The sequence below is a fragment of the Bradyrhizobium sp. ISRA430 genome (assembly GCF_029909975.1).
Taxonomy (GTDB): Bacteria; Pseudomonadota; Alphaproteobacteria; order Rhizobiales; family Xanthobacteraceae; genus Bradyrhizobium.
In genome coordinates this window covers 8,363,107-8,389,671 of the sequence record NZ_CP094516.1, presented here as the reverse complement: position 1 = coordinate 8,389,671, position 26,565 = coordinate 8,363,107, and the positions used below count along the sequence as shown (strand labels likewise).

Sequence of the window (26,565 nt, the reverse complement as noted above, 5' to 3'; positions counted from 1 at the left end):
TCATCGCTACGGCTTCGCCGCCCTGGCCCGCTCGCACGCATCGACAGCGTCCTTCAGGTCCCGCACGGGCTTGTAAAGGCGCTGCTCGAATTTGACCGGCGCGAACGCCCGGACCGATTGGATTACTCCAACTTCCTTGTAGTCGCGTAAGACGTCGATACCGAACGGACTGAGCACGTCAAACGAAAACGAATCGGGCGAGCCGGGTTCCGTCAGCAGCCAAGACGAGGCGAGCTGTGCGCATCCGACATTTGCCAACGCAGCTTTCAGGAAGTTGCTGCTGCCGGGATATCCCGCACTCAGCCATGCGACGCCGGGGGGCTTCCCTCCAAGAGCATAGATAGCGCCGGGACTGACGCCGCTCAAATCGATCACCGGGCGACCCAGCGCAAATCCGTTTTCGGCCGCAATGGTCCTGAGATTGCGGACATAGGCTGCCGCTTCGGAATTCAGCAGGAGTTGTTGATTGCCGCTGCCGAATTCGCTCGCTGTATTCTGCATCCGCAAAGGCGCGATCTGACGATAGGGATGCTCTGCTGAAGCAAACAGAATTCCAGTCGTTGCAACTAAGGCCGCCGCAAGGACGGGCGTAAGGCGCCAGCGGGCGAGAGGCCCCTCTTTCGCAGCCGGCGCGGTTTTGAGCACGACAGCGGCCATCAGCCAGAAGAAGCCTGCGCGCGCGCCATGTTGCCAATAATTGTTGTTGGTCCCAAGGGCGTATACGTACGGCAGTACGACAAAGAATGCGGTGGTCGCGAGGATCTCCCGCGAAAGAAGTGCACGCCTCCAAGGCGAAAAGAGCAGTGCCGCGACGACTGTCGCAAACAGGATCGCGCAGAACAGCAATGGCTGAAACGGTTCGTACGAGATCGTCGGACTCATCCACCCGAGACTCACACCGACCACACCTGCTGAAGCAATCGCGGCGATAGTCGCGGACGCGATCCTCAACGCCGACCTCGCGCTGGCGGTGAGCACGATCATGACGTAAGCGAGGACGAGCAGCTGCCCAAAATTGACCCGCTGCTCCCGGCTCAGGGTCAACCCATCCAGGTGAAATAGGTTTCCGAGCGACTGGCCGGCTGCCAGCACAGTGCTGAGCTCGAAGCCAAGCTGCATCCGGGCTACAAATCCCCGGAGCGAGCCATCGACGGCCAGCGCTACGAGGATCAGGATCAACAATGCGGTCAGAATGGACGCGAGCAATCCACGAATCGAGAATTTATCGACGGCAAGCGTGAAAGCGAGCACGAGGGCGCCGAGCAGAGCCGCCGCTGGCGGCTTGGCGAGAAACGCCAATGCACCACCCGCCCCGACAACAACCCATCCGCCGACGCTCGATCGTGCTAGAGCGCGGCTGGTCAGTAGCACTCCGATGGAGGTAACCATCAAGGATACGAACGTAAGGGAGTTGTAGTTCGGAGTCGGCAACCAAAGGTCAAAAAACGTTAACGCCCCGCTAGCGATTACTAGCGCGGGCGCAAGTAGCCGCCTCTCCGTTCCATCTGATTTCCCAGATGGGCTTGCAAGCAGCGTGTGTAGCGTAGTCAAAGACAGCAGGAAGGCGCAGCAAAAAATGATCAGTACGTTTGCTTGCCTGAGCAGCACAATATCCTGTCCGACGAGTCGGAATAGAGGATTATACACAAATCCAAACTGCGAAATGGATGCGCGATACTCTTGCGGAATTGCAATCCAGTTCAAATAAAAACCTTCGTCAGTAAAATCGACGCCGTGCTGGCAAAGACGTAGCATCCAAATCAGAACAGAGAAGCTAGCAATCAAGGATGCGCAAGAGGCCGTTGCTTCGAATATCTTCGCCAACTGCACATTTCGCATATTTTCTGTTGCGGCCGATGATTTGTGAGCGTCGAGCAAGGACAGTCCGAAGGGGCAATTCATTGATCTCGGGTGCTTATTGAATTGCTAACGTGCTAGATCAATGCACGTTTAGCAGGGGACATTGCGGTTCACTACTCCAATTCACACATGCCTTGATAACAATCCAGCCCTTATCTGAAACTGCGGCAGGCTTTTTTCAGCTTTTCAAGGGGCCGCCGTTTCTTTCGCGTCGACGCAGAATAGACTCGCACTCGCCGGCAGCCCGCGGAGCTAAGAGGCCTATCCTGCAGCCCGCTTCTTGATCGACATCAGAGACGAACAGGGATGTGATTGCCCCACTGCCTCTGCCGCATGCGATGACCTTCCAATCGACACCGTTCACGAGAATACCAAGCGCGTCGCCGTCGCCGACCTTGGCCCCGACCAGTATGGCGCCGTAATGACCGGCTTGCGAGCCGGCGGTGGATTGGCCAGTCCACCTTGGCGATGGAAATTGGAACGTTCCCGGGGGGGTGGCCAGCAAAGAGAGCGACACGGACCAGAGCAGACTACGCGAGCGGACCGGCTTGCTGGCTGGCACTGCGGCTGATCGGTGGCAAAACATCCATGCGAGACGAGGTGTAGCAACACCTGTTCGGACGTGGCGACTAGTCCCGATCTCGGCATCAACATTCCAACTTCCGAACCGGTTCCGGTGGCCAGAAGTTCAGTTTCTTCCCGATGACGCAATGCACAAAAAATGCTTAACGCGGAATGATGACACCCTAACCTTTCTTTTGTTGCCGCACGATGCGAGGGAGTTAGCCGAAGGCGCAATTTGCTTGACGCAATGATTTCTTCGCGTCTGAGAAGCGCAGGTGGCAGTGCCTACAACGATTTCTCTCCTGTCGATCATTTATCCACCACTCCTTGGCCAGCATATTCAGCGACCGCGGTCGGCTCCATCTCCGCGCACGCTGCTGACGGAATTTGGGTCGGGGACAGCAGCGCAGATAATCATACACCACGCCGCGGCCGGGCTCGCAGAGGACTGACCTAAGGCTGCTCGTGGCTGTTTCCGCTCGGCGAGCGGAATAAGAATGAGGGACACCATCACATAGTCGTCGCGATTGCAGGTCCTGACACTTGCGCCTTTCTTCCGCAGAAGAGGCGGCAAATCGAGGGTTCCTCACTGCAACCGAGCCGGTACTTCCTTGATAGCAAAGCCCACCAAGCAGCCTCACCTGAACGCCTATTGCAGCCGCTTCGAAGTCGATTGCAAGTCAAGCAGAACTGTGGACCGTTGTGAGTGCAAGCTGTAAAAGCCCGACTGAATAGCAAGCCGCGTCAGCCCAAGAAGCAGAAATCTTATCAGGGCCATTAAGTGAGAATCTCTATCATTCAGTCCTGCTACATCCCTTGGAAGGGATTTTTCGACCTGATCGGGCAATGCGATGAGTACGTGATCTTCGATCGCATGCAGTTTGTGAAGCGGCACTGGCACAATCGAAACCGTATTAAAACTGCCAACGGCCTCGAGTGGCTCACGATACCTGTCGTGACCAAAGGGCGGTTCGACCAGGCGATCGACGAAGTCGCTATCGAAAAGCCATGGGCCGAGAAACACTGGCGGGCACTCGAACTGGCCTATCGTCGCGCACCGTTCTTCGACCTGCTCGCGCCAGTCGTGCGGGTCTGGTACGAGCGGGCCGACAAGGAGACGCGCCTCACTGATGTGAACGAACTGTTCACGCGCGAGATAGCAGGGCTGCTTGGATTGAAGACACGCATTGTCCGGGATACAACCTATCCCGCAGACGGTACGAAAACTGTGAGGCTTCTTGCGATCGCGCGTGCCGCGGGCGCGGATCGCTATCTAAGCGGCCCTTCGGCACGAGCCTACCTTGACGAGGCTCTTCTCGCCGCTGACGGAATCACTACTGAGTGGATGAGCTACGACGGGTATCCGGAATACCCGCAGCTCCATGGCGGCTTTGAACATGGCGTGAGCGTGCTTGACCTACTGTTTGATACGGGTCCTGAAGCATTCCGATTCACCCAGCGTCGAGGCACAGCCTGACGCACAGGCCGCGTGTACGGGAAAAGAAGTCCCGCGACCAGATCGCGAAATTTGTCCTAGGATGCTTAGACGGTCCTCGTTGCTTGTCATTCGGCCTGCAAATTTGGGAGCCGATTGACACACGCGCGTCTGGGACCGCTAGGAATCAGATAATTCGACGCCGGCCCCGTCACTCTGGTTCGCAAATGACGAGCCGAAATCCTGCTGGACTCGGCCCGCTCGCGATGGTTGCATACGTCTGTCATTTTCGGACAATTTTAATTTCGCCAATGCAGGTGGTGCTGATTTGAGGACTCGAAATGAATAGAGGCGAAATTATTAAGTTCATCTCGGATCCTGCTGGACTCGGCATGCCTGATATGGCCGAATGGCTTGCAGATGCAGTAAAGGGCATATGCGGTTGGGCGATGCTCGGAGGCGCAGCGGTCGGAGGCTATGCAGCCGTCAATATTCAAGGCGCGGATGCTGCATCGAAAGGGGTGAAACCGGATTTTAGAAATGGAATAGCGCTTCTTCTCGCCGGCGCTGGGATCGGAGCCCTTGGAGCGGGCGCAGTTTGCACCAAAATCAGACTCTTTCTGAATGACACGTTCAATCAGTTTTCTACTGCTCGCGAAGCGATGCTCAATTTGACTCCCAGGGACAAGCAGCGTCTGGTGGCTGAGGCGCAAAGGCTCGTGCGAATGCGTCAGCAGATCGATCAAGTTCGGATGCCGGAGCGGTCCGACCCGCGCTTTACCCAGAGCGCCTAGCAAGCGCCCCCCCCCCGCTTTAGAGAGTACAGGGCTTGACGGAGACTATGTGGCTATCGATTGTCGCAACGTTGAGCTTACCCCACTGGCTGATAATCGCAGGGGTCTTGCTGGTAGTCATCGGTTCTATTGGCGCCCTGATCGCCAGGAGGAAGGCACAGGAACTTGATCCCTTCCCCGACCAGCCGACCGATACTCCGCGCCAACAGATGCCGCCGCTGCCAAAGCTCCTCAGATCCGGAGAGAGGAGCAAGGGCGAAGACCCGCCAGCTTGAACCGGGGGCGCTTTCCGGTGATCAACCTATTCCCGCCAGTCATTTTATCTAGCCTTCTCAGCTGGTTGAAGTTGTAACCAACTCAGCCAGACACGTTCTCACGGTGCCAGTTATGCACCGCTTATCCACAGGCAAAGACGAACGCGGGCGTGCCTGGATTGGGTCGAGTGCCGCGATTGCATCACGCGCGACGGCTTGAAGGAACACGGCGATCTGTTGCCTACATTATCACCACGACGAATGCGGTGCCATGGGGGACCGCCTCTCTGTCATAGTTCCATGTAAGGTTGTGGTTGGCATTTGCTCGCGCAATCGCCATTAATCGCGACATTTTCTTCGCGTCGAATTTTTTCAACTTGTTGCGGGGATTACTTAAATTATGGCGGGCTTGGAGCCGAGGCGGATCGACGAGGTCGACGCGCTGCCTTACTTGGTCAGCGTATTTATGGAGGATCGGGAGATCGCTTTGATCTGCTTCATTACCTTGTTTCTTCTTGGTGGCGCAGCAGTGTTGCTCACGGCCAAAACAACCTATTCCTCAAAGGCCATGCTGTCGCTCACGCCGTATTTCGAGGCGCTTATCAAGACGGAGACCGTTCTCGATCCTGTTTTGCAGAACCCGTCCTTGATCGGGAGCAGACCCCAATCGAGATAGCTCGAAATCAGTTGGCTGAGGCCGTAAACGTGTTCCCAGAGTTGATCGCAGGTTCAGGCGTGCGCACAATTTCGGTTTCCGGGGACACACCGGAGCAAGCACGCGCGGTTCTGCAAGTATTGCTCGAGAGTCAATTTGCCGCTTCGGTACCGCGAGGGACGAGCCGCGAATTTCTGTTGGAGCGGATCAAGAATCAAGCCGCCGCTCTCACGAACCTGAGAACTGTCGCGCGCTCCCTGCAGGAGAATGCAAAGACTGTCGAGGGGGCGAGCGAAGGAGAGCAATATTCTCGCGCGCTGGCGGCGCTGGTGTCAGACATCGCAACCAAGGAAATTGATCTATGGCAATTGCACAATAGCCTTCGTGGCATGCAGCCGGGCGATGTTATCGTACAGCCAACAACCGCCACGATACCTAATCCGAGGCGTTTGCTGGAGAAGCTGATCGTTGTTGCGACCCTGGCACTCGCCCTCACATTGGCATTGGTGACTTTACGGCGCCAGTGGCGCCGGCATTCCTCCTCTGGGCACGCCAAGCTGTCCATCGCGTGAAGACCCGATGGACTCGCAACCTGGTGAAATGCGTGCTCTGTTATTTGTGGGGCTGTGTACCCTGACCGCCGGGTATACGGGCGCGGATAGTCATGCGTATCTCCCTGCACTTGTGCGTGACAAAGAAGCCGAGCCACTGTCGGCTGCGGCTCCCGATCGCAAACGGTTGGTCGGCACGAAGCTGGATTAGCTGTTTACGGAGGGATCTCAGCCGACGAACGGCAGGTGTCATCCCCGAAACATGAGCCCGCAGCCGGGGTTGGACTGCTTCAAGCGGTGCAATAGAAGCCGGCCGCCCCGTCGCCGGCATTGAAGCAGATCACAGACCCATCGATCCTGCTGCGACTGGTGGTTCTCGCCTTTGACGGTGTACCGCGCCGTCGGCGATGCGCCATAGATATCGATATCGATCCGCAGGCAAGAGAGTGTCGCCTTGCCGTCGCTACGGTGCCCGTCCAAGCCTGCCTGACAACCCTTGATCGCAGTTAAGTTCTCTATCACTTTCGAATTGAAATGCTCCGGAAGAGTTCCGGGCTATTACCCCCGGCTCCGGGCCAATCGGAAAGCTTTGGGCCGAAGGTTACGACACCGGTTCAAAGTTCGCGATTTAGGAGTTCCGCACGTTTGCGCGTGCGGCTCGCGTATCGTATGACAATAGGCGGTAGGCCATTCCATAATGCCCAAGCGTTGCAAAATACGCTGTTTTCGCAAACTGCAAAATGATGCAAACCGTAAAGCTGAATGGTCCACTCGAAGGCGTGCCCTCCGTTTTGCACAGCAGCAATTGCCCTGTTGAATAGATCGTGTTCACTCCAATCAAACATCGGCGACTCGTACACTATTCGTGGCCAGCGGGCCTCAGCAATCGGAGGAGCGGCCGATGAAAATTTCGATCGTCACCACGCTCTATCGGTCCGCACCCTACATCCGAGAATTCCATCGGCGAGCGATCGAAACGGCTCGCAAGATAACCGACGACCTCGAACTGATCATGGTGAATGACGGATCTCCAGACGACAGCCTGGAGGTAGCTCTGCAACTGCAAAGCTCGGACCCTTGCGTTGTCGTCGTCGATCTTTCCCGCAATTTTGGACACTACAAGGCAATCATGACCGGATTGGCCTATGCCTCCGGCGATCTCGTATTCCTGATCGACAGCGACCTTGAGGAGCAGCCCGAAGACCTGGCCTTGTTCTATGAACGCTTTCGTCAGGGCGATTGCGATGTCGTCTATGGCGTGCAGCAGGCTCGGCGCGGCGGCTTTCTGGAGCGTGCTGGGGGCACCGTCTTTTTTGCCCTAGTCGACGCGCTTGGCGACCGACCTCTGCCGCGGAATCTCGTCACCTCGAGATTGATGAAAGCCGCCTACGTCAATGCGCTGATCCGACACCGCGATCGGGAATTCGTCATGTCCGATCTCTGGGAAGTCACTGGGTTCTGCCAAATCCCGATGGTCGTCGCGAAGCTCTCGAGTTCGCCGTCGACATACTCGATTTGGAAGCGGATCGATCTTGCAGTAAAGCACCTGACGACCTCGTCGACACGGCTGCTGTATCTCGTCTTTTATACTGGACTGTTAATCTTCATGACGTCGATTGGCGTCATCATCTACTTCCTGCTGCGTTACCTCACGAATGGTATCGGAGTGAGCGGATTTGCCTCGCAGATCATTTCGTTGTGGTTTCTCGGAGGACTTATCACACTGATTCTCGGCATCCTGGGAATCTACATGGCGAGCATCCTGGCGGAAACTAAGCGCAGACCTTACACGATCGTGCGCTCCGTCCACCGCTCCTCTACTCAGCCTGTCGAGAGGCTGATGCAGTCTGCTTCCCTCATTGATATCGAGAACCAAGAGTGACAGACTCAAAGCAAGAGAGAATTCTCTCCGAAGTGGCGGCGTATTATGCCGCCAAACTCGACGCCCACGGCGCGACATCGCGCGGTGTCGATTGGAATGGGGTTGAATCGCATCAGCTTCGACATCGGCAGTTTCTTCGATTGCTCGAGCACGACCAAGACGGGTCGATTATCGATCTTGGCTGCGGATTTGGAGATTTTCTGGGCTTTCTCAGAAGCGTTGGCCATCGTGGACATTTCAGGGGATACGATATAGCACCCAGCATGGTCGAGGCGGCTCGGAGGCTTCACGGAGAAGGTGATGATCGGAGCTGGCACATCGGAGCTTCGTTGGATGCAAAGGCCGACTTTGCGATCGCCAGCGGGATATTCAACGTCAGAGGCGACGTCTCGGATGAGACGTGGCTTACTTATATTCGCGAAACGTTGGACGTCCTCGCCCACGCCGGACGTAAAGGATTTGGCTTCAACGTCCTAAGCCTGTCGAGCGATCCTGACCGGCGAAGATCAAACCTATACTATGCCGACCCGTCAGAGATGCTCGGGTATTGCCTTTCACGGTACGGCCGATCGGTCGCGCTCCTGCAGGACTATGGACTGTACGAGTTCACGGTCCTGGTGCGACATCCGGAGGCAAAGACTTGATAGGCGCGGCCGTATCATCCGTACCTTGCCCGATTTGCGGTAGCGGCGCCGCCGCACTAGCGCTCCCGCATCCTTGCCAATCGATGCTCAGCGACGGACGGGCGACGCCTCGCGCATTGGCCAAAATGTCTTGCTTGGCGTGCGGCACGGCCTTCCACGCATCGAGTTCAGCGGAAAATGATATACGCGCCATTTACGATGACAATTACAATCTCGCTGCTGCTGCCCCGAAATCGGATGCTGCGCGGGCGCAGGCCTACGGCCGCTGGATCCGCGGTGAATGCGTCCCACCCAGTGCCATTCTGGAAATTGGCTGCGGCTCGGGCGCACTGTTATCCGAACTGCGGCAAACCTGGCCTGATGCGGATGCCTGCGGCGTAGATCCTGCGTTGCCAGAGACGGCCCGATCGCAGCAGGGCATCAGGCTCGTGCGCGGATTTATTGAGGATGTTCCCGCCGGCACAGGTCCTTTCGACCTAATTATCGCAGTAAATGTCATTGAGCATACAATCGACCCAACCGCATTTCTCCGATCGTTGCGTGACCATCTTGCACCAGACGGACGCATAGTGATCATATGTCCGGACGGACACTCGCCAAACGTGGAGCTGCTGTTCTACGATCATCTTTATAGTCTGACACGCGGCGCCCTTCGGATCTGCGGCAGGCGGGCGGCGCTGGCGACTGAAAAGCAGGCCTCGGCACCGAGCGCCATCGGCGATTTCCAAATGTCAATTTTCGCTGCGCAGACCGATGATCGCGATAAGCCTCTCGCGCAGGACGCGGACTCGGTCCGGCTCCATTCCGAACGGCAATCCTATTTGGAGCACTGGCGAACGCTGGATCAGTTTCTCCTAGATCGGTCGCGATCCGCTACGAACCTGTTGACCTTTGGTGCCGGCCAGACCGCAGCCCTGCTGAGGACTTATGCACCTAAAACCTGGGCGCGTATCGACTCGCTCGTGCTCGACGATCCAACCGAGGCCTGGGACCTCGGGCAACCCGTTGCATCCTATCGAGATGCGGTTCAGAATCTTCGTTGGCCGACCCTGATCGCGACGGCGCCTCATGTTCAGGAGGCTGTCGCTAGGCGACTGGAACGCGACGGTCTTCATCCAATCACCTGGAACGAACTGATCCCGAGATGAATACCCTGCAGAACGATAGTCCCCGACGCTATGGTATCCTCGAACAGACACAATCGGCGAACGACGTCGAGAGAACCTGCGAGTCCATCCGCCAGTTGGGATACGGCGTGGTCGACGGCGGCTATAGCCGCGAACAGTTGGCGACGCTAACCGATGCTTTCGATCGGACGCAGGAAAGTTATACATCCCGACACGGCGGCGCCGATGCGCTCAGATCGATTGACGAACACAATACCATCCGATTGCCTCTGGCTCACGATCCACTTTTTCTTGAGCTGGCTACCAACAGCAGGATCCTGGATATTTGCAGCCGACTGATCTCCGGCTACGTCGTGCTCAACCAGCAGAACGGCATCGTCAATCCGCCGAATGGAAATCAATACAACCAAGGGGCTTGGCATAGGGATTTGCCATATCAACATTTCGTATCGTCACGTCCGCTTGCCATTAATGCACTGTTCTGCCTCGATGCGTTCACAATTGAAAACGGCGCCACGATGGTGTTGCCGGCGTCACACCGCCAGGAAGCCTTTCCATCGGATCATTTCGTGAAGACGCAAGCCTTGCCAATTTCCGCGCCTGCGGGCTCGTTTATCGTGCTCGACTGCATGGTCTTCCACAGCGGCGGTGTCAACGCGACAGCCAAAGCGCGGCGTGCTGTCAATCACGTCTACACCATTCCATTGATCCGCCAGCAGATCGATCTGCCCAGTGCGCTAGGAAATGAGTTTACTAGCGACAGCGAACTGCGCCGACTGCTGGGCTACAACGTGCGTCAGCCTGGATCGATCGCCGAATACCTCGCCGGACGTCCGAAACAATCCTGAGGGTCTAGACGGGCAACGAACCTTCCCACACAGCCAGACCAAAGCCCGTCGCCCCGTATCCGTTGCCGTTGTACGCTAGCCACAGGCGCTGGCGGTGCAAGAACAGCGCAGGGTAGCAAGTCATCTCGCTATCCCAACCTCGATCGGACGGAACAAGCCCCATCGCGACGTCCAGCCGCGTCCAACTGGTCCCGCCGTCGCTCGATGCCGCCGCACCAATACGATAGCGCGAGCCGCGACACGCAAAGCACATCAATAGACTGTTGCCGACCGGCACCACGCTTGGACGCGCCAGCGCATATTCGGCTTCGTCGGCGAACCCGATTACGGTCCTGCCATCCCGCTTCCAGCGAATCCCGTCGGCCGATCGCGCTTGCTTGATTACATGCTGCATATCCGCGTTGCCGACCGCGGGCGCGAGATTTGAGCCATACCACATCCTCCATTCATCGGGACCGAACCGCAACACACATGGGTAGGAAAGCGTGTAGGGGTCTTCCGGCGAACGGTCCAAAATCGGACCGGCCGAATATCGCGCAAACGCACCGTCCAGAGATGAAGATCGTGCAAGCCCGATTGCATTTCGCCAAGGTGAGCGAGTTCCGAGATTCCAGCCCATATAATAGATCGCAATCTCACCATCGGTCACGACGACACTTCCGATGCCAACGCCGCTGTCGTCGAAAGTGCCGTCCACTCCCGGTGCGAGCACGGGCACGTGCGCGATGCCGTGGACCCGAGGCTTCTCGCACACCTCCACGTCTACCCATCCGACATGCGAGCGCCTGTCCACATCGCGCGAGCTATAGAAGAAGCGAAAGATGTCTCCTCCCAGATACGAGGGAACGGGCAACGCCGCATGGCTCCGCGCCCACGGCAGCGTTCCGCTCGGAGCATACACAAGACCCAGGCGTTGCCACGGCATCGCGGACTCAGAGTTTTCGAAGACGATTGCTGGGCACCGGTGAACGCTCGGATCCCCGCGGCGCAACCACCGAGAAGTCCGGCTGATTTTCGAGCACCAGAGCGCCCGCGCCAAGGACGCATTTCCGGCCGACCGTCACATGATCGCGGATCGTGACATTCACCCCTACAAAACTGGCCTGCCCAATCCGCACGCCGCCAGATACAACGATATGGGACGCGAGGAACACATCATCCTCGATTATCGAGTGATGGCCGATATGGTTGCCGCTCCACAACGTCACGTTTGCGCCGACCGTCGCAAAGGGCTGGATGGTATTGTCTTCAAGGATGAAGCAGTTTTCCCTGAGCTCGAAGCCAGGAAATACTGTCGCGCGGCTGCTGAGATAGCTTGCGAGTCGATAGCCCTTTGCCTTCGCGGCAGCGACTTTCTCAGTCCGCACAGCGTTGAGATTCGCGTAGCTGACGGCTACGAAGCAGCCGAAGCTGTCGGGCGGAAACCTGTCCACGACGTCGTCGAAGGCGACCACCGGACGGCCGCGAAATTCGTGCTGCTTCAGAAAAGCGGAGTCGACCGTGAACGCGGCGACCTCGTAGTCGGAATCATGAGTGAAATAGAAATCCGCCAACTCGGCGATGTCACCGATTCCGAAAACAACAATAGGCTGCTTCTGCACAGTTTCTCCTGCTGCAACTTCCTATGCCGATTTTGCCGTGCGCGAGGTCTCTGATGTCATCGTGCCCGGTCGGCTAGCTTGGCGGGCCGGTCACGACAGTTGTCTCCGCGCCACGCTGACGCCCCGACTATCCGATAGACGGAGCAGAGGATCACGTCCAGCCCCGTGTGATCACCCCGTATCCTACTCTGAGGGAACTGCCGCTCCAACAGGTTTGTCGGCATTATCCGAGCATGCACCCGCGTGCGCTTCGCGGCGCTCTCAACCCGCCTCTCTTCAGCGCTGCTTGATCGGCGGACGAATTCCGCAAGCCGGCGGGAACCCTCGACGCACGACAGCGTCGTGAATGCGGCGCGCAACGCTCTGCGAAGTCTACGCTCCCGAAAAATCTCAAAAAGCGCGCCAAGGATGACAAGACCTGAGGACGGGCTTTTGCTGTTTGACGCCCTTGTTAAGTCCAGTATTTCGCGACCGTGGACCTGCGAACTGATTGTTGATGTCGCCGCGCAGGATAGTCGGTGAAGCGCGACGACACATTGGCGAAGACTGCCGAGCCGGCGCAAGCATGAACGGACCGGACGAAAAGCGCCCGCGGTCCATCTAAAGCGTGATGGCATTAGGTTTGAGCCTGAGATTTTGAGGTAGTTGGCGCATTCATCGAGGGTGAGGGCATCGAGTGCCTGGCCAATTGCGGCGCAGACCGCATTGACGGTTCGTGCGGCAGCTTTTCGGAGCAGATGCTTGAGCTTGGCAAAGACCTGTTCGATCGGGTTCAGGTCGGGCGAGTATTTTGGCAGGAAGAAGAGCTTGGCGCCGACCGAGCGGATGAGCTGGCGAACTGCTTTTGCTCTTGTGGCTGCCGAGGTTGTCCAAGACGATATCGCCGGGTCGGAGGACGGGCAGAAGAACCCTCTCGATATAGGTGCGAAAACTCACGCCATCGATCAGCCCCTTGATGAACCATGGCGCATCGATCCGGTCATGGTGCAGGGCCGCCAGGAAGGTCATCGTCTTCCAGCGGCCGTGAGGGACCTTGGCGGGAAGCCTGTGCCCGCGCGGCATCCCCGCAAAGGGGCCATGTCGGTTCTGGTCTAGGTCTCGTCGATGAAGACCAACCGTTCAGCTTCGATGCGACCTTGATACTTCGCCCACTGGGCTCGCCGCCGCGCGACCTCGGGTCGATCGCGTTCGGCCAGCCACGCTTTTTTTGAAGCTGAGCTTCTCGGCATGCACGAAGTCCCATACCGAGTGGTAGTCGACCTTCAGGCCGCGTCCGGCAAGCTCGGCCACGAGCCCGCGTATTAGAGATATTCGAGCTTGCCGCTCGAGTTCTGCCCGATCCTGCATTCGATACCCGCGCCCCCGGTACAGCCGGCATGCGTCGTCGAAGTTGAACCTATCGAGGCGATCGCAACGCCTACAGGCGTACAGGCAGCCGACGCGTCCAGTCGGCGGTGCCGTTCGTCGATAAGCCTCATTTCATTCCCCCAACAAAAACGCCCGACAAGGGCGGCCGAGGGCCCGCGTTGCCCGAGCGAGCGCCGGTCTCTTGACCTATGATATGTAGTTGAACGCCACAAACTTCCGACTAAGATGCCGGCCGAACTGCGCAGGGGGCACCGATGCAACAAAGCCAAAAGCTAGATGGGCTGCAAATCGCGCGCGCCGTTGCGGCGCTGTCGATCGCTTATTTTCACTCTTGGCATGTCACCATGCTATTCCCGACAGGGACGTCCTACCCGATCCCAATCTTGCGCGACTACGGCTGGATCGCGGTCGATTTTTTCTTCGCAATATCGGGCTTCGTGATCTGCCTTGTCACGACGTCACCACATTTCGCCCCTCTGCCGTTTCTGATCCGGCGCATCTTTAGGCTTTATCCCTTGTGGATCGCAACGTCCTTCGTCTTCCTAGAATTAACCCGGTTTCTTGGTCGCAACGAACGACAGACCGACGCCTTCTTCAACTGGTCGCTCACGCTGCTTCCGACCGAGGGGTTCCCCTTCTACGACCTTGGCTGGTCACTTCAGCATGAAATGGCGTTCTACGTACTAGCGGCAGTGACAGTCCCGCTGTTCGGTCTGCGCGGGCTGATCGCCGCGCTGATTGCCGGGCTTGTCGCCCACCACTCGATGATGCTGCCTTGGTACTTCGAACAGTTCTTCAGCTACTACGGAAATTTCCTCGCAGGGATCATGGCGTATCTAACCTACCAGCGAGCCTCGCGTTTCGGTGTCGTCATCCCCGTCCTGATCTGCGCGGCGCTATTCTTTGTGCTGCCGTTCGGTCGAGCGACGTATCCCATCCCGCTTTACTTCGCGCTGATTGCTTTCCTGAACATTCCAGCGAAGAGCCAGATCGGCGTCGCTCTTGGCGACGCTTCCTATTCGATCTACCTGATCCATCCTTTGGTTTTTGCCTTCATCTACATCCGCCTGCAGCCGCCCCTTCCGCCAGAGTGGATGCAGGAACCACTTCGCTTTGGAGCAATGGCGGCGACCTGCCTGATCGGGCTGTTAAGCTGGAGGCTGTACGAAAAGCCGATGATGCGTCTTGGCGATAGCATCATCGGATTCGTCGCCGGATGGTGGGCTGCCAGAAGGCAGCCTGCCTAGTCGTTAGAATTCTTCCGCCGATAATCAAGCCGGCGGCACCGGGCGAGCCTTTCGTCCCCGCAGTGCCAGCACACCTCCAGTGCCGATCGTGTAAGTATAGCTTGCAGCCGGCAACTGACGTGTTCGACATAGCCGCCGCTTGCGCCAGGTCCGCCGAAGCTGGACAAGTTGCAGTGGTAACACCGCCACCACCTCCCCCGCTGCCGGAATTGGTGTCCCCGGAGGTCGCGGTGGTTCACGGGAAGCCGTCATATCGGCGCCACCGAGCGGAGAAAAACCGCCGTTGCCGCCGGAGCCGTCAGAACCAGTCCCCGGAAGCCTGCCGGAGTGTCCTGGATTGCGTCTCACATTCGCTACATCGCCGCCTGGCGCAGGGCCGGACCGCCGGTGCCGTAGAACGGCACCGTCGGGGCTGCCAGGATGCCGACCGGGCGCGAACCGTGCCGAACTGTTGGTGCTTCTGGTCGATCGTCAGCGTGCTGTCGGCGGCGCGCCGGCGGGAAGGAACGTCAGGCCGGGAAGACGGGAGACGACGCCGATGCAAGGAGGCGCGACTCTTCTCATCCGACCATTGCAAATCGCCTTCGATGCCAAACACCCAATTGGCGATGGGCCTGGCCCGGCTGCTCGCGATCCCACCCTTCATCTCGAACAATGCACAGGTCGGCCGCAGATACAGCGCGCGAGCGACCCGAGAATTTCATGATCAGAATGTACGCGGAACGCGGTCTGAGGGCTGCGCCGTGCCAGCAACATTCGGATACAATTGCGCGGCGACACCCGCGCCGGATATGAGGATAGTCTTCAGGAGATCGGCTCGTAGTTCTCGATGACGCAGTTGTCATCAGCGTCAACGCGCCGGCGATCAAAAACGACTCCATCGCTTATAAATATGCGGTAGGTCTGGGTTCCAAGCGGCCTGCCGACAGCCGACGTCAGTTCGGCGCGAACGCAAGCAGTCCAACCAGTGCCGCGAGGGTCATGCAGCGGGGCCGACACCCGAACGTTCGTCGGCTGCGAGCCTGTTACAAACACGGAAGCAAGCTTTGTGCCGACCAAATGTTTGACGTCGGGGGTAGTCTCAGACGGCCGTGGTTTGGCTTCGTCGGCGCGCATAAACGCCGGCAGAAAGGAATGACTATCCGCCCCCTTACATCCGGCGGTGAGGACGCATAACGCCAGAGCAAACAGAAACCGCATTGCCTCTGGTTCAAATTCTTCAATTCGATTATGCGCTGGATTTGCAGCCAATTCGGACAGAGGCGCTAGCTGTCGCCATACTATCGCTCGCGGCCTGGCGCAGCTTTACGCGTGTTGAAAGGGAATACCGCTGACGCCATTGCTTCAGCAAAATTACAAATGCGAGCGTGAGTGCGACTGCCACCGTGGCGACAGAGATCAGCTTCGCGGGCAAACGCTTCGGGTTCGGCATAGTGGCGATCGTCGGTGGTACGATAACGTCGCTCGGCTGCATGCCGAGAAGGGAGTTGTGCAGTTGCCAAAGTTCATTTTCCTTGCTCGCGATATCCGATACAAGCGCTACCATAGCGCGAGAATATTGCTCACCTTCGCTTCCTCCATTCACAGTCCTTGCATTCTCCTGCAGAGACCGCGCCAGAGCTTTCAGGTTTGTGAGGGCAGTGGTCTGGTTCTTGATCCGCTCCAGAAGAAATTCGCGGGATGTGCCGCGCGGTACAGAAGCGGCAAATAGGCTCTTGAGTAGCTGTTGGAGAACAGCGTGTGCCTGCTCCGGTGTTTCGTCGGAAACTGACAGCGCTCGAAGGGCCGAGCCTGTGGCCAACTCCGGAGAGACAGTCACACTATCGGCCAGTTGCTTGCGTATCAGTTCGATTGGAATCTGCTGTTGATTGAATGGCGGGTTCTGCAGGACTGGATCGAGAACGGCCTCGGTCTTGACCAGTGCCTCGATTGAGGGCGCCAAGGTTAACACGGCCCTTGAAGAATAGGTCGCCTTGGCACTGCACAATACTCCTGCTCCGCCGAGTACGAACAACGTGGTGAAGCAGATCAGGGCGTGCTTCCAATGCTCCCTAAAAGCAGTTCCGACGTAATGTAGCGCATCGACTTCATCGGTGCGGCTCGCAAATTTCTCCATAGCTTAAATGATCCCCGTCTCAAAATCGGCACATAAATGCCGCAATGTTAATTGCGGGAAAAATTGTAAATGTCAATGAATGGCTGCATGATGTTTCGAGCCCGCAGAGTAGAAATAAACCGGGCTGCTTCAAAGAAGCGCTGCATCAATCCGCAATGGCGTGCGCGACTTCTGGGAAATCCAGGGGCGCAAGTCGATCTTGACGGCGATCTCGCCGCACGATCGCCGAGGTCGGATCCATCGTGAAGTTGAGCGGCAGCAGGATCGCCATCGTGCCCGGTCGGCTAGCTTGGCGGGCCGATCAGAACAGTTGTCTCCGCGCCACGCTGACGCCCCGACTAACCGATAGATCGAGCAGAGGATCACGTCCAGCCCCGTGTGATCACCCCGTATCCTACTCTGAAGGAACTGCCGCTCCAACAGGTTTGTCTGGATCAGGGGTCCCCTGCATCGAAGCCCGACTTAGGTCGAGCCGACGGTCAACGATGGACGTTCGGCACCGCTCCGGTCGATTGCATGCCTCGACGCTCTTACGTCTTGTGTTTTTGGGCCGATATGCCGTGGTGCCACGCCCGGTTTGCGTGGTTGAGCAGCACGCGATTCAATGATGAAGAATAAAGCCGGCGAGCAGTTCGTGGTGAAGAGCGGGTTGATGTCCAAAGCAATCGGCAATGTGTTCGCCGAGGCTCCCTATCCCGACCGATTCCGCTAGGTTGACCGCGAATTTGACTGCGTCCGGGGCGGTCGTTAGCTGCGAGAAGTCGAAGCCGCCGGAATTCGACTGTTCACCGGTGCCTGCTCCGAACACGAAGCTATCTCCGGCGACGATCGCAACCTGCCCGGCAGTATTCGCGCTAGTGGGAATGCCGATCGTCCCATCGCCATTTAGGTCCTGATGGAAGCTGGTTTCAAGCGTTTCCAGCGCCGTGCTGTCGCCCGGGCCCGGCATGTAGAAATTGCCGGTATAGTTGCCGTTGGTGTCCGTGCTCCATACCGAATACTGACTCGTGGTCGTATTCTTCCAGGCCACCTCGTAGCCGTTCGTCACCGGCTCCGCGCCGATCGGAACATAACTGCCGAACTGACCGGCCGTGACGGCGGGCCCCTGATATTTCAGCATCGGCCCCGTGCCGCCCGCAACGGGATTGAGAAGATAATTGTTGCCTGACAAGACGAGGGCAGTCGTTCCGATCGCCTCAATCACGGACTGGACGACGCCGATCGTGCCGTCACCGTTCAGGTCCTGATGGAAGCTGGTTTCAAGCGTTTCCAGCGTCGTGCTGTTGCCCGGGCCCGGCATGTAGAGGTTGCCGGTATAGTTCCCGTTGGGATCCGTGCTCCATACCGAATACTGGCCCGTGGTCGTATTCTTCCAGGCCACCTCGTAGCCGTTCGTCACCGGCTCTGCGCCGATTGGAACATAATTGCCGAACTGACCGGGCGCGACGGGGGCCCCCTGATATTTCAGTATCGGCCCCGTGCCGCCGGCAACCGGATTGAGAACATAATTGTTTTCTGACACGACCAGAGCGGTCGTTCCGATCGCCTCGATCACGGACTGTACGACGCCGATTGTGCCGTCACCGTTCAGGTCCTGATGGAAGCTGGTTTCGAGTGTTTCCAGCGCAATGCTGTTGCCCGGACCCGGCATGTAGAAATTGCCGGTATAGTTGCCGTTGGCATCCGTGCTCCATACCGAATACTGATCTGTGGTTGTGTTCTTCCAGGCCACCTCGTAGCCGTTCGTCACCGCCTCCGCGCCAATCGGGACATAGTCGCCGAACTGTCCCGCAACGACCGACGTCCCGCTATATTTGATCGACGGACCGGCGCCGCCGGCCGTCGGGTTCATGAAGTAATTGCTGCCGGCCTGCACCAGGCTCGTCGAACCGTAGGACTCGAGCGTCGTCGGCGAGTTGAGCGCGAGGTGGAAGCCGAGCGCATCGAGCTGCTTCAGATCGGTCGTCGTCAGGCCCTGAATGGTGCTGCTGGTGTAGTATTCGTTGAACGGATCGTTCGATCCCTGCACACCGCTGTTGAGAAAGTCGCTCGGGTCGGAGTTCTGGCCGTAGTCGGCGAGTTTGGTGATCCCCCCGTCCAACGAGAAATACGCCGCCGGCGCGGTCGCGCGGCCCTCGAACAGGCGGACGCCCGGACTCGTGAAGCGGTAGAAGTCGAATACATCGGGCGCAGAACCATAGGGCACGCGCGCCATCGCATGGGTCAGCTCGTGCAGCGCAACACCGACCAACAGGTTGGGGTCGATGTCGGTCGAGAAATTCGCGCTGGCGTCGTCGGTGGTGGTGTCGTTGGCGCCGAGCACGCCCCAGAGCTTGAGCTGCGCGTTCCAGACCGCGACGTTCGACTGTCCCTGGATCGTGGATCCGGTCGGAAGGCTGTTGAATGTGGTGTCGCCGGCACTCGCGTTGTTGACCAGCTCCGAGTGGACCCACGAGTAATTCTCGTAATAGCCCGAGTCCGGGCCGGCAGCGGCGCCACCGCCGGTGCCGCTATAGTCGATTTTGATGTTGACGGTGATCTTATCAGTGATGTTGGCGGCCAGGATCGCAACCGCCTGCTGCAGGCCGTTCTTGAAGCTGGTTGGTGCCGCCTGCGCGGCCGCATCGAGGATCAGGTTGATCGAGATGCCACCCGAAGTGACCGACATGACTGAGCCGGATGTCGAACCGCCGGTCGTCGAGCCTCCCGAACTGGCCGGGATGTAGCTCCCGTGAATACTATCGCCGACGACTGTGTAAAAGGGATCGTCGGAGATCAGCTTGTTCGAGGTCGGCGTCCAGGTAGATGTCGATGTCATCGTGTCGTCTCAAGCTTTGACCATCGGGAGCAGGCGGAAACGCAGAGCGCACGAAGCGATTCGCCGCGATTGCGACCCGCATTGTCGCGCACAAAGTCCAAAGGATTGATTTCCTGGCGTTAATTTGCAGTTTCGACGGAGCGGGCAAACGCAATGGACGGCGCAAACCATTCGGCCACGTTCCACCCCTGCGCAATCCCGGTTAATTACCGTTAATTGCGGAGGCATCCGGGCTAAAACGCGCCACTGCGGCGGCAAGGGAGCGGGCTTCTCGTCAGACCATTGAATTTTGGCTCAATTTAACCGATCAGAAGATCGGCATACCGCCCCTATGTCCGGAGTTCTCGAAAAATGCCCTTCCTACATGCCTCGGAAGCCCTGTCACGTTTCACCGTACTCGATCTGACCCGCGTGCGGTCCGGGCCCACTTGCGTGCGGCAGCTGGCCGATTGGGGCGCCAACGTCATTAAGATCGATGCGCTCACCGAGGATGCCGGCGGCGAGCAGCCGGGCGGGCCGCGGCGAGGGTCTGACTTCCAGAATTTGCACCGCAACAAGCGGGCCATGACGCTCAATCTGAAGGACGAACGCGGCCTTGCCGTCTTCAAGCGGCTCGCCGCCAAGGCCGATGTGGTGGTCGAGAATTTCCGCCCCGACGTGAAGAAGAAGCTGGGCATCGACTATGAGGCCCTGCGCGCGATCAACCCGCGCATCGTCTATGGCAGCATCTCCGGCTTCGGCCAGGACGGCCCCTATCACAAGCGGCCGGGCTTCGATCAGATTGCGCAAGGCATGGGCGGGCTCATGTCGATCACCGGCGCGCCGGGCGAGGGTCCGATGCGGGTCGGCATTCCCGTGGCCGACCTCTCGGCGGGCCTGTTCTGCGCCATCGGCATCCTCACCGCACTGCTGGAGCGCGAGGTCTCGGGCCAGGGCCAGTGGGTGCAGACCTCGCTGTTGCAGGCCCAGATCTTCATGCTCGACTTCCAGGCCGCGCGCTGGCTGATGGAAAAGGAAGTCGCCAAGCAGGCCGGCAACAACCACCCGACCAGCATTCCGACCGGCGTGTTCAAGACCTCCGACGGGTACATCAACATCGCCACCACCGGCGGGCGGATCTGGGAGCGCTGCGCCCAAGCCGTGGGCGCGCCGGAGCTCCTCACCAATCCCGACTATGCGACCGCCCCGGCCCGCTCCAAGAACCGCGACGCCCTGAACGCCGAGATCGAGAAGCACACGGTGAGGAAGTCGACCGAGGCCTGGGTCAGGGAGCTGAACGAGGCCGGCGTGCCCTGCGGACCGATCTACGCCATCGACCAAGTGTTCGCAGATGCGCAGGTCGAAAACCTCGCCATGGCTCAAAAGGTCCCAAACAAGGAGGGCCGCGATATTCGCCTGGTGGCGCAGCCCTTCACCCTGTCGCGTACACCCAGCACGATGGTGGCGCGGCCGCCGGACTTCGGTGAACAGACCGAGGAAGTGCTTCGGGAATTTGGAATAGATCAAGAGGAAATTGAAGAACTCCGACGGGCGAAGGTGGTGTAGGCGGCTGTTTTCATGCTCGATCAAAGCAAGCTTTTGGTTGACTAACTTAAGCGCGCCCGATGCTGGCACTGTCGTGCGTTATCCCCTCACCGGTTGTTCTGGAGATATCCGTGAGAATAACTTGGATACTCCATAAGGTCCTACGTCACCCCAATGCCGGCCGATCTCAACGGCCGCCCCGAGCTCTGCAAGTGCAAGGTGATCGGACCGGATCCGAAGAACCCGTTCTACGGCCGCGCAGACCGGCGCAACACTTCACGCCGAGGACTCCTTCAAACCAAGTGGAAATCTGCCGCGGCGCTCGCCTTGAGTACTGTCAGTGACACATTGCTCAACGTGATCGTGTCCGTTGGATCCACGGTGATCACGACATCGCTGCCATGCTGCGCTAGCGCAACTAACCCGCCCGCAGCGTTATGAGCTGTTCCAGCAGCAAGCGAAGTAGCGGTGGTCCCCGTCGCAAACATCGACGATGCAAACTGCAAGACGTCATGATTGATGTTGTCAGAGCTAGCTGTGAAGTCGGTGATGACATCATTGCCAAAGCCGGCATGGTAGACGCCATTTGAAACGGTCGGGTTCACTGGCGCAAATACGAAGGTATCGGCTCCGGGACCGCCAGACATCAAGTCATTTCCTGGGCCCGCAATCAGTGTGTTAGTGCCCGGCCCCCCCGAGAGGATGGTATTACCCGACCCACCTGTCAGAATTTCATTCGTCACACCATCTGCGCCAACATGCCACGTGCTTGGCATCACACCTGCATTCGCCACAATGTGGGCGCTACCTATCTGGCCGTTATCCCAGATTGAGACTGCGCCGTTATCGTTCCGCCACTGTATATCGGCGAACCCATTCCCATCGAAATCGCCGATGCCAGCGATGTGCCAGCTACTCGCAACCACACCGGCGGCTGCCACAATATGAGCACTGCCGATCTGACCGTTGTCCCAAATCGACACTGCGCCATTGTCATTCTGCCAAAGAATGTCGCTACGTCCATCACCGTTGAAGTCTCCCGTGCCGACGATGTGCCAGGTGCTTGCCACTAAGCCGGCGGCGGCGACGATGTGGGCACTGCCAATCTGACCATTATCCCAGATCGAAACTGCGCCATTATCGTTTTGCCAAAGGATATCTGTATGACCGTTACCATCGAAATCACCGGTCCCGGCGATATGCCAACTGCTTGGCACGACTCCCGGATTCGCAATCCAATGTGCGCTGGAAATCTGCCCATTGTCCCATAGCGAGACCGCTCCGTTACTATTTTGCCAAAGTATGTCGCTGCGGCCGTTACCATCGAAGTCGCCAATACCGGCAATGTGCCAACTGCTCGGCACCACGCCCGGATTCGCAATCCAATGTGCGCTCGAGATTTGCCCATCGTCCCAGATCGAGACCGTGCCGTCCTCCCTCTGCCAGAGAATGTCGGCGCGTCCATTGCCGTCGAAATCTCCAGATCCGACAATGTGAAAGTCGCTCGGCACCACGCCCGCATTGGCTAGATTGTGCGCTCCAGCAAGCTGCCCGTCGTTCCAGACTGCTATCGTTCCGTCGCTATTTTGCCAGAGAATGTCGGCTTTGTGGTTCCCATCGAAATCACTGAGCGTGGTCAGCACCCCGATCCTGCCATCTCCGTTCAGATCCTGATGGAAGGTGAGTTCAAGATTTTCCAGGGTAACGGCGGCACCCGATACCGACTGCAGGAGATTCGTGAGATGGTTGCCGTTCGCATCGGTGGTCCACACCGTATAGCTGTCCGCGCCTGACATCTTCCAGGCGACGTCAAACCCGCTTGCCGTTTGCTCGGCTCCGATCGCCACCAATGACCCGCTAACCGCTGGCGCTCCGCCGTCCTTCAGCATCGGACCGGAAACGCCGAGCTCGTAGTAGCTGCCCTGCTGGAGCAGGCTCGTCGAACCGAACGACTCGATCGTGACCGGCGCGGTGGTGAAGTTGGAGCTCGCATATGTTGCATCGGAGAACTTGAAATTCTCGATGCCGGATACCGTATCCGTGCCATCGGGCGAACCGGCGCGGTGGTCGCTAACCGTGAAGGTCTGCGTCGCCGCATTGTAGGTTATGGCGTAGTTGTTTTCCGCACCGGTCCACGTGACGGTATCGGTCGTCCCAGAGCCACCGAAAATGATGTCATTGCCGGCGGTCTCAACCGCGGTTGCGCCATCCGTAATCGTCACGTTATGCAAAACCGGCGTGCCTTGCGGCGAGGTTGCCGATAGCGCCAGGGCGCCGTCGTTGAACGTCAGTGACAGATCATCGCCGTTCAAGGTGGCTGTCGGCGCGCCCTGGATAGAGACGATGTTTGTGCCCGGCGTCTTGACGTGAACGTCGACGACACCGTCGCCCGTCATCGAGAACGCAAGATTTGACCCGTTGCCGGTGACCGACTTGAGGTCGGCACGCATGGGCAGCGCGTCGATATGGGTAACGTCATCCTGCGTGGTGCCGAGCGTGACGGTGAAGGTGCCGCCACCATAGGGCAGGAAGACGCTGTGGCTGTCGTAGGCGTACCAATTGCCAGCGTTTTGAATGACCTGGGTACCGCCATTGGTGACATTCAATGCCATGGCACCGAGATCGAGAGCGGTCGGGTCAGGTGTAATTTTGGCGGTGATGACGTTGCCGCTGGTCGTTTCGGAAAGCGTCGCCTTTTGCTCCGCAGCAATGCGCGCGGCGAGATCCTCCGAGGTCACGAACTCATAGCCTTTGTTGTAAGCGTAAGCGATGAAGTTCGTGAACATGGCCGAGGTGTAGCCCGGATCTGTAGTCGTGCCGCTGGTGTTCCAGTCGGTCGGCCCATAGTCATGCCAGGGCCATACGATCACGGGCGTGTCCGAGTTTGCGGAAAGCTGGTTGAACAGCGTCTCCCAATCTGCGAGGGCCTGCGCGGGAGTCTTCTTGTCGAACTGAATCTCGGTAAAATCGAAGGTGATGTTCGGAGCGATGTAAACGGAGTTCGTGTCGTTGGGGCTGAGGTAGCCGAAGGCATTCGGATAGCCCGAGCCGACGCCCGTCCACCCGCCGGAGACATACCCGGTCAGACCACCCGGCGTTGTTGGGAAATACTGCAGAATCTGGTGCGCGGTTGCGGCGGTGTCGCTCGCCCCAGGGACTGCTGTACCAGCAAGTGTAATCCCGAGCTGCTGCTGAAAAATCGTCTTCGACTGCCCGAATTCGTAAGCGAACGTCCAGTTCGGCGCCGAGCCATTTGCGGGGGGTGTGACGTAGAGAGTATTGGTGTTCTCATCCCAAGTCGCGGTCGGCACCGGATTGCCGTTCGCATCGATTGTCGGCGGGTTGATCAGGTGAGTATAGGAGTGTGTTCCGAACTCGTTGCCCATCGCGATGAGCGCTTTGTAGATGGGAGCGGACACGGCCCAATTGGTTGAGTTGTTATTGGCAGGATTGGCGTTGTCGCCGATATTGGCGTAGTAGCTGCCAACGAAATTGTACTGCTGCTTCCACTGTTGCAGGATCGGGAGCAACACGTCGTAGATCCCGGGTTTTCCCGCCGGCGAGACATCGGCGGGAAACTGCGATTGATCGAGGTCGGTACGAGAGTCGACAACACCGGCCATCCGCGTGATGTCGAGCGTCAGGCTCGGGGTGGTACCGAACACGGCATTCTGGATCGCGTGCTGCAGCAGATTGCTGTCGCCCAGCAGACCAGTCGTAGCGAAATGCGTGTTGGTAGCTCCAGTGGTGGTCTGAACCACGCCCGCGACCGAAGCGCCACCTTGAATATTGATGTCCGCGAGAACCGTTGCGGGTTTGGTAACGCCGGAAAAAGTAAGATAACCAGTGTTCGTGTAGAGGCCAGCGGTCGTGCCAGCAAACTGTCCGCTCGCTCCTCCGATCAACTCTCCCGGCCCGTATCCGGAGACCACTGAATTGTGGTTGGCAAGCGCCGTCGCATCCGCCGTCACGGAATAGGTTGCCGTGCCGAACGAACTCTGAGTCAGGTCCAGTAGCGACTGCATGGCGGCATAGGGGGCCGCAAAGGCGGCGCCGGTCTGATCGTTGGTCATGAACTGACCGGCCGTGATGATCGGCACGTGGTAATCGTAGACGACCTGGTGGAGCGCGCTTTCGATGGCCGCGGCCTGGCTACTCTGGACGTTCTGCATATCCGGGAAGATCAGCGCACTGTATTGCGCCATCTTCGCCACGTTCGTCAGGTCGGCTTCTGTAAGGATGTCATAGGACACACCCGCGGCCTGCGCTTGATGTTGCGCAGCCATGAAGAGGTCCGCATATGCAGTCTGGCCTGCAGCTCCGCCTCCGAAGTACTGCGCGGCGGTCGTCGCGGAATAGACGATCGCGACCTTCTTCACGCTATGATCGACAGGGATGAGTGTTGAGGGATCCGTGATGTTGTATTCGGGTTTACTAAAGTCGCTGGGCAGGGCGACGGCGCCATTGTTGCTCAAGAAATTGAAGCTGATCGAGTGCGGTGCCGCCCCGCCGCTCGGCGTAAGCAGTGACTGAGGAACGGCAAGCTCAACACTTTTGCCATCGCTCGAGATCGCGAAATTCAGCGGTGCGCCGCCGTTGAGCAGCGTTGGCGTTCCGGTGGCCGTGAGCGAATACAGATACGGCGCAAGCGTCCCGCCCAACGTGGAGAATTGCACTTCATATTCCGCGCCTACGGCGCCGGCTGGGCTATAGCCCGTCGCCGTGTTTTGATCGGTGTTGAGGTAAATGGTGGTGCCGACGCCGATGACCGCAGCCCCGCTGGTTGTGTCGATGCCGAAGACGTAGGTGTTGCCCAGCGTGGTGTCATTGAGAAGCGCGCCGTACACCTGATAGCCGGCAACGAAATTATCCGGTGTCATCAGGGAGTCGGTGGCCGGCCAGTCCGTGAATTGGCCATCGAGGGTAATCAGGTTGCCAATGGTGGTGGCCATCTTTGTGACCCCTTAAAATAAAAAATGTAGTTGGAGCGCCATGCGGTAAGGCGCCGAACTAAACGTCCGCGCAACGCCTGTTCTACAAACCACCTCCGAACGTCTTCTCCGACGGATCATCCGTGGGTTGCACGTTCTGGGTGTCGCCACGAGTACAGCGCACGCACGACCAGCAAGTCGAATCGGAAAATCTGTCGCGGGTCAGGAAAAAAACCGGAAGGGAGTTCCTTGCTAGCCTATGTTAGTGAACGGCTGCGGAGATCCCGAAGTAGCTAAACGTGGCGCGTCGTTAGTGAAGCGCGCCATCCTCGATTTCGCGGATCGG

Annotated in this window: 17 protein-coding genes and 1 pseudogene; 10 read left to right on the top strand and 8 right to left on the bottom strand. The window is 58.4% G+C overall.

All coding sequences use genetic code 11. From position 1 onward, the window contains the following. Window positions 1–6: 6 nt before the first annotated feature. Window positions 7–1,878, bottom strand: coding sequence for a hypothetical protein (locus MTX21_RS39245; RefSeq protein ID WP_280969764.1), 1,872 nt, complete (start codon window positions 1,876–1,878; stop codon window positions 7–9). A 1,327-nt stretch (window positions 1,879–3,205) separates the two neighbouring features. Here MTX21_RS39245 and MTX21_RS39240 point away from each other — a divergent pair. The 8 genes from MTX21_RS39240 to MTX21_RS39205 all read left to right on the top strand — a co-directional run bounded on the left by MTX21_RS39240 (window position 3,206) and on the right by MTX21_RS39205 (window position 10,614). Beyond that, on the top strand, window positions 3,206–3,901 hold the full coding sequence (locus MTX21_RS39240) for a WbqC family protein (RefSeq protein ID WP_280969763.1): 696 nt from the start codon (window positions 3,206–3,208) through the stop codon (window positions 3,899–3,901). A 299-nt stretch (window positions 3,902–4,200) separates the two neighbouring features. Next, complete coding sequence (locus MTX21_RS39235; RefSeq protein WP_280969762.1) at window positions 4,201–4,653, top strand: hypothetical protein; 453 nt, start codon at window positions 4,201–4,203, stop codon at window positions 4,651–4,653. Window positions 4,654–5,307: 654 nt separating this feature from the next. Further along, a complete protein-coding gene (locus MTX21_RS39230) occupies window positions 5,308–5,583 on the top strand; it encodes a hypothetical protein (RefSeq protein ID WP_280969761.1) in 276 nt (91 codons plus the stop codon). Between the two features lie 11 nt (window positions 5,584–5,594). Further along, complete coding sequence (locus MTX21_RS39225; protein ID WP_280969760.1) at window positions 5,595–6,134, top strand: hypothetical protein; 540 nt, start codon at window positions 5,595–5,597, stop codon at window positions 6,132–6,134. A gap of 880 nt (window positions 6,135–7,014) precedes the next feature. Further along, entirely contained in the window at window positions 7,015–7,995 is a 981-nt protein-coding gene (locus MTX21_RS39220) for a glycosyltransferase (protein WP_280969759.1), read from the top strand. Beyond that, window positions 7,992–8,639, top strand: a complete 648-nt coding sequence (locus MTX21_RS39215) for a class I SAM-dependent methyltransferase (RefSeq protein WP_280969758.1) — start codon at window positions 7,992–7,994, stop codon at window positions 8,637–8,639. The genes MTX21_RS39220 and MTX21_RS39215 overlap by 4 nt, the downstream gene beginning before the upstream one ends. A 134-nt stretch (window positions 8,640–8,773) precedes the next feature. Beyond that, window positions 8,774–9,787, top strand: a complete 1,014-nt coding sequence (locus MTX21_RS39210; protein WP_280969757.1) for a class I SAM-dependent methyltransferase — start codon at window positions 8,774–8,776, stop codon at window positions 9,785–9,787. Further along, on the top strand, window positions 9,784–10,614 hold the full coding sequence (locus MTX21_RS39205) for a phytanoyl-CoA dioxygenase family protein (RefSeq protein ID WP_280969756.1): 831 nt from the start codon (window positions 9,784–9,786) through the stop codon (window positions 10,612–10,614). Before MTX21_RS39210 ends, MTX21_RS39205 begins: the two co-directional genes overlap by 4 nt. A gap of 4 nt (window positions 10,615–10,618) precedes the next feature. Here the strand turns inward: MTX21_RS39205 and MTX21_RS39200 are convergent, their stop codons facing one another. The 3 genes and pseudogenes from MTX21_RS39200 to MTX21_RS39190 form a co-directional block, all read right to left on the bottom strand. Beyond that, on the bottom strand, window positions 10,619–11,539 hold the full coding sequence (locus MTX21_RS39200; protein WP_280969755.1) for a hypothetical protein: 921 nt from the start codon (window positions 11,537–11,539) through the stop codon (window positions 10,619–10,621). Between the two features lie 7 nt (window positions 11,540–11,546). Then, window positions 11,547–12,215 (bottom strand): acetyltransferase, encoded by a 669-nt coding sequence (locus MTX21_RS39195; protein ID WP_280969754.1) that lies wholly within the window; start codon window positions 12,213–12,215, stop codon window positions 11,547–11,549. 641 nt (window positions 12,216–12,856) lie between these two features. Further along, a pseudogene (locus tag MTX21_RS39190) lies at window positions 12,857–13,517 on the bottom strand (IS630 family transposase); the annotation flags it as partial. Between the two features lie 320 nt (window positions 13,518–13,837). On the opposite strand from MTX21_RS39190, the gene MTX21_RS39185 reads away from it, so the two are divergent. Next, window positions 13,838–14,830, top strand: coding sequence for an acyltransferase (locus MTX21_RS39185; protein WP_280969753.1), 993 nt, complete (start codon window positions 13,838–13,840; stop codon window positions 14,828–14,830). A gap of 1,228 nt (window positions 14,831–16,058) precedes the next feature. Here MTX21_RS39185 and MTX21_RS39180 read toward each other — a convergent pair. From MTX21_RS39180 to MTX21_RS39170, 3 genes are all read right to left on the bottom strand, one after another. Next, window positions 16,059–16,946, bottom strand: coding sequence for a hypothetical protein (locus MTX21_RS39180; protein WP_280969752.1), 888 nt, complete (start codon window positions 16,944–16,946; stop codon window positions 16,059–16,061). Between the two features lie 145 nt (window positions 16,947–17,091). Continuing rightward, on the bottom strand, window positions 17,092–17,217 hold the full coding sequence (locus tag MTX21_RS39175) for a hypothetical protein (RefSeq protein WP_280969751.1): 126 nt from the start codon (window positions 17,215–17,217) through the stop codon (window positions 17,092–17,094). Between the two features lie 330 nt (window positions 17,218–17,547). Next, on the bottom strand, window positions 17,548–19,764 hold the full coding sequence (locus tag MTX21_RS39170) for an NF038122 family metalloprotease (RefSeq protein WP_280969750.1): 2,217 nt from the start codon (window positions 19,762–19,764) through the stop codon (window positions 17,548–17,550). Between the two features lie 351 nt (window positions 19,765–20,115). On the opposite strand from MTX21_RS39170, the gene MTX21_RS39165 reads away from it, so the two are divergent. Further along, window positions 20,116–21,309 carry a CoA transferase gene (locus tag MTX21_RS39165; RefSeq protein WP_280969749.1) on the top strand — a complete coding sequence of 398 codons (1,194 nt, stop codon included), beginning with the start codon at window positions 20,116–20,118 and terminating at the stop codon, window positions 21,307–21,309. Window positions 21,310–21,581: 272 nt separating this feature from the next. On the opposite strand, the gene MTX21_RS39160 is transcribed toward MTX21_RS39165, so the two are convergent. Beyond that, window positions 21,582–26,240 (bottom strand): FG-GAP-like repeat-containing protein, encoded by a 4,659-nt coding sequence (locus tag MTX21_RS39160; protein ID WP_280969748.1) that lies wholly within the window; start codon window positions 26,238–26,240, stop codon window positions 21,582–21,584. Window positions 26,241–26,565 lie beyond the last annotated feature (325 nt).

Excerpts from the sequence above, each read along its gene's own strand:
- MTX21_RS39200 (WP_280969755.1), bottom strand. The coding sequence starts at position 11,539 with ATGCCGTGGCAACGCCTGGGTCTTGTGTATGCTCCGAGCGGAACGCTG.
- MTX21_RS39165 (WP_280969749.1), top strand. The coding sequence starts at position 20,116 with ATGCCCTTCCTACATGCCTCGGAAGCCCTGTCACGTTTCACCGTACTC.
- MTX21_RS39160 (WP_280969748.1), bottom strand. The coding sequence starts at position 26,240 with ATGGCCACCACCATTGGCAACCTGATTACCCTCGATGGCCAATTCACG.
- MTX21_RS39185 (WP_280969753.1), top strand. The coding sequence starts at position 13,838 with ATGCAACAAAGCCAAAAGCTAGATGGGCTGCAAATCGCGCGCGCCGTT.
- MTX21_RS39230 (WP_280969761.1), top strand. The coding sequence starts at position 5,308 with ATGGCGGGCTTGGAGCCGAGGCGGATCGACGAGGTCGACGCGCTGCCT.
- MTX21_RS39180 (WP_280969752.1), bottom strand. The coding sequence starts at position 16,946 with ATGGAGAAATTTGCGAGCCGCACCGATGAAGTCGATGCGCTACATTAC.
- MTX21_RS39205 (WP_280969756.1), top strand. The coding sequence starts at position 9,784 with ATGAATACCCTGCAGAACGATAGTCCCCGACGCTATGGTATCCTCGAA.
- MTX21_RS39175 (WP_280969751.1), bottom strand. The coding sequence starts at position 17,217 with ATGGCGATCCTGCTGCCGCTCAACTTCACGATGGATCCGACCTCGGCG.
- MTX21_RS39235 (WP_280969762.1), top strand. The coding sequence starts at position 4,201 with ATGAATAGAGGCGAAATTATTAAGTTCATCTCGGATCCTGCTGGACTC.
- MTX21_RS39170 (WP_280969750.1), bottom strand. The coding sequence starts at position 19,764 with ATGACATCGACATCTACCTGGACGCCGACCTCGAACAAGCTGATCTCC.
- MTX21_RS39220 (WP_280969759.1), top strand. The coding sequence starts at position 7,015 with ATGAAAATTTCGATCGTCACCACGCTCTATCGGTCCGCACCCTACATC.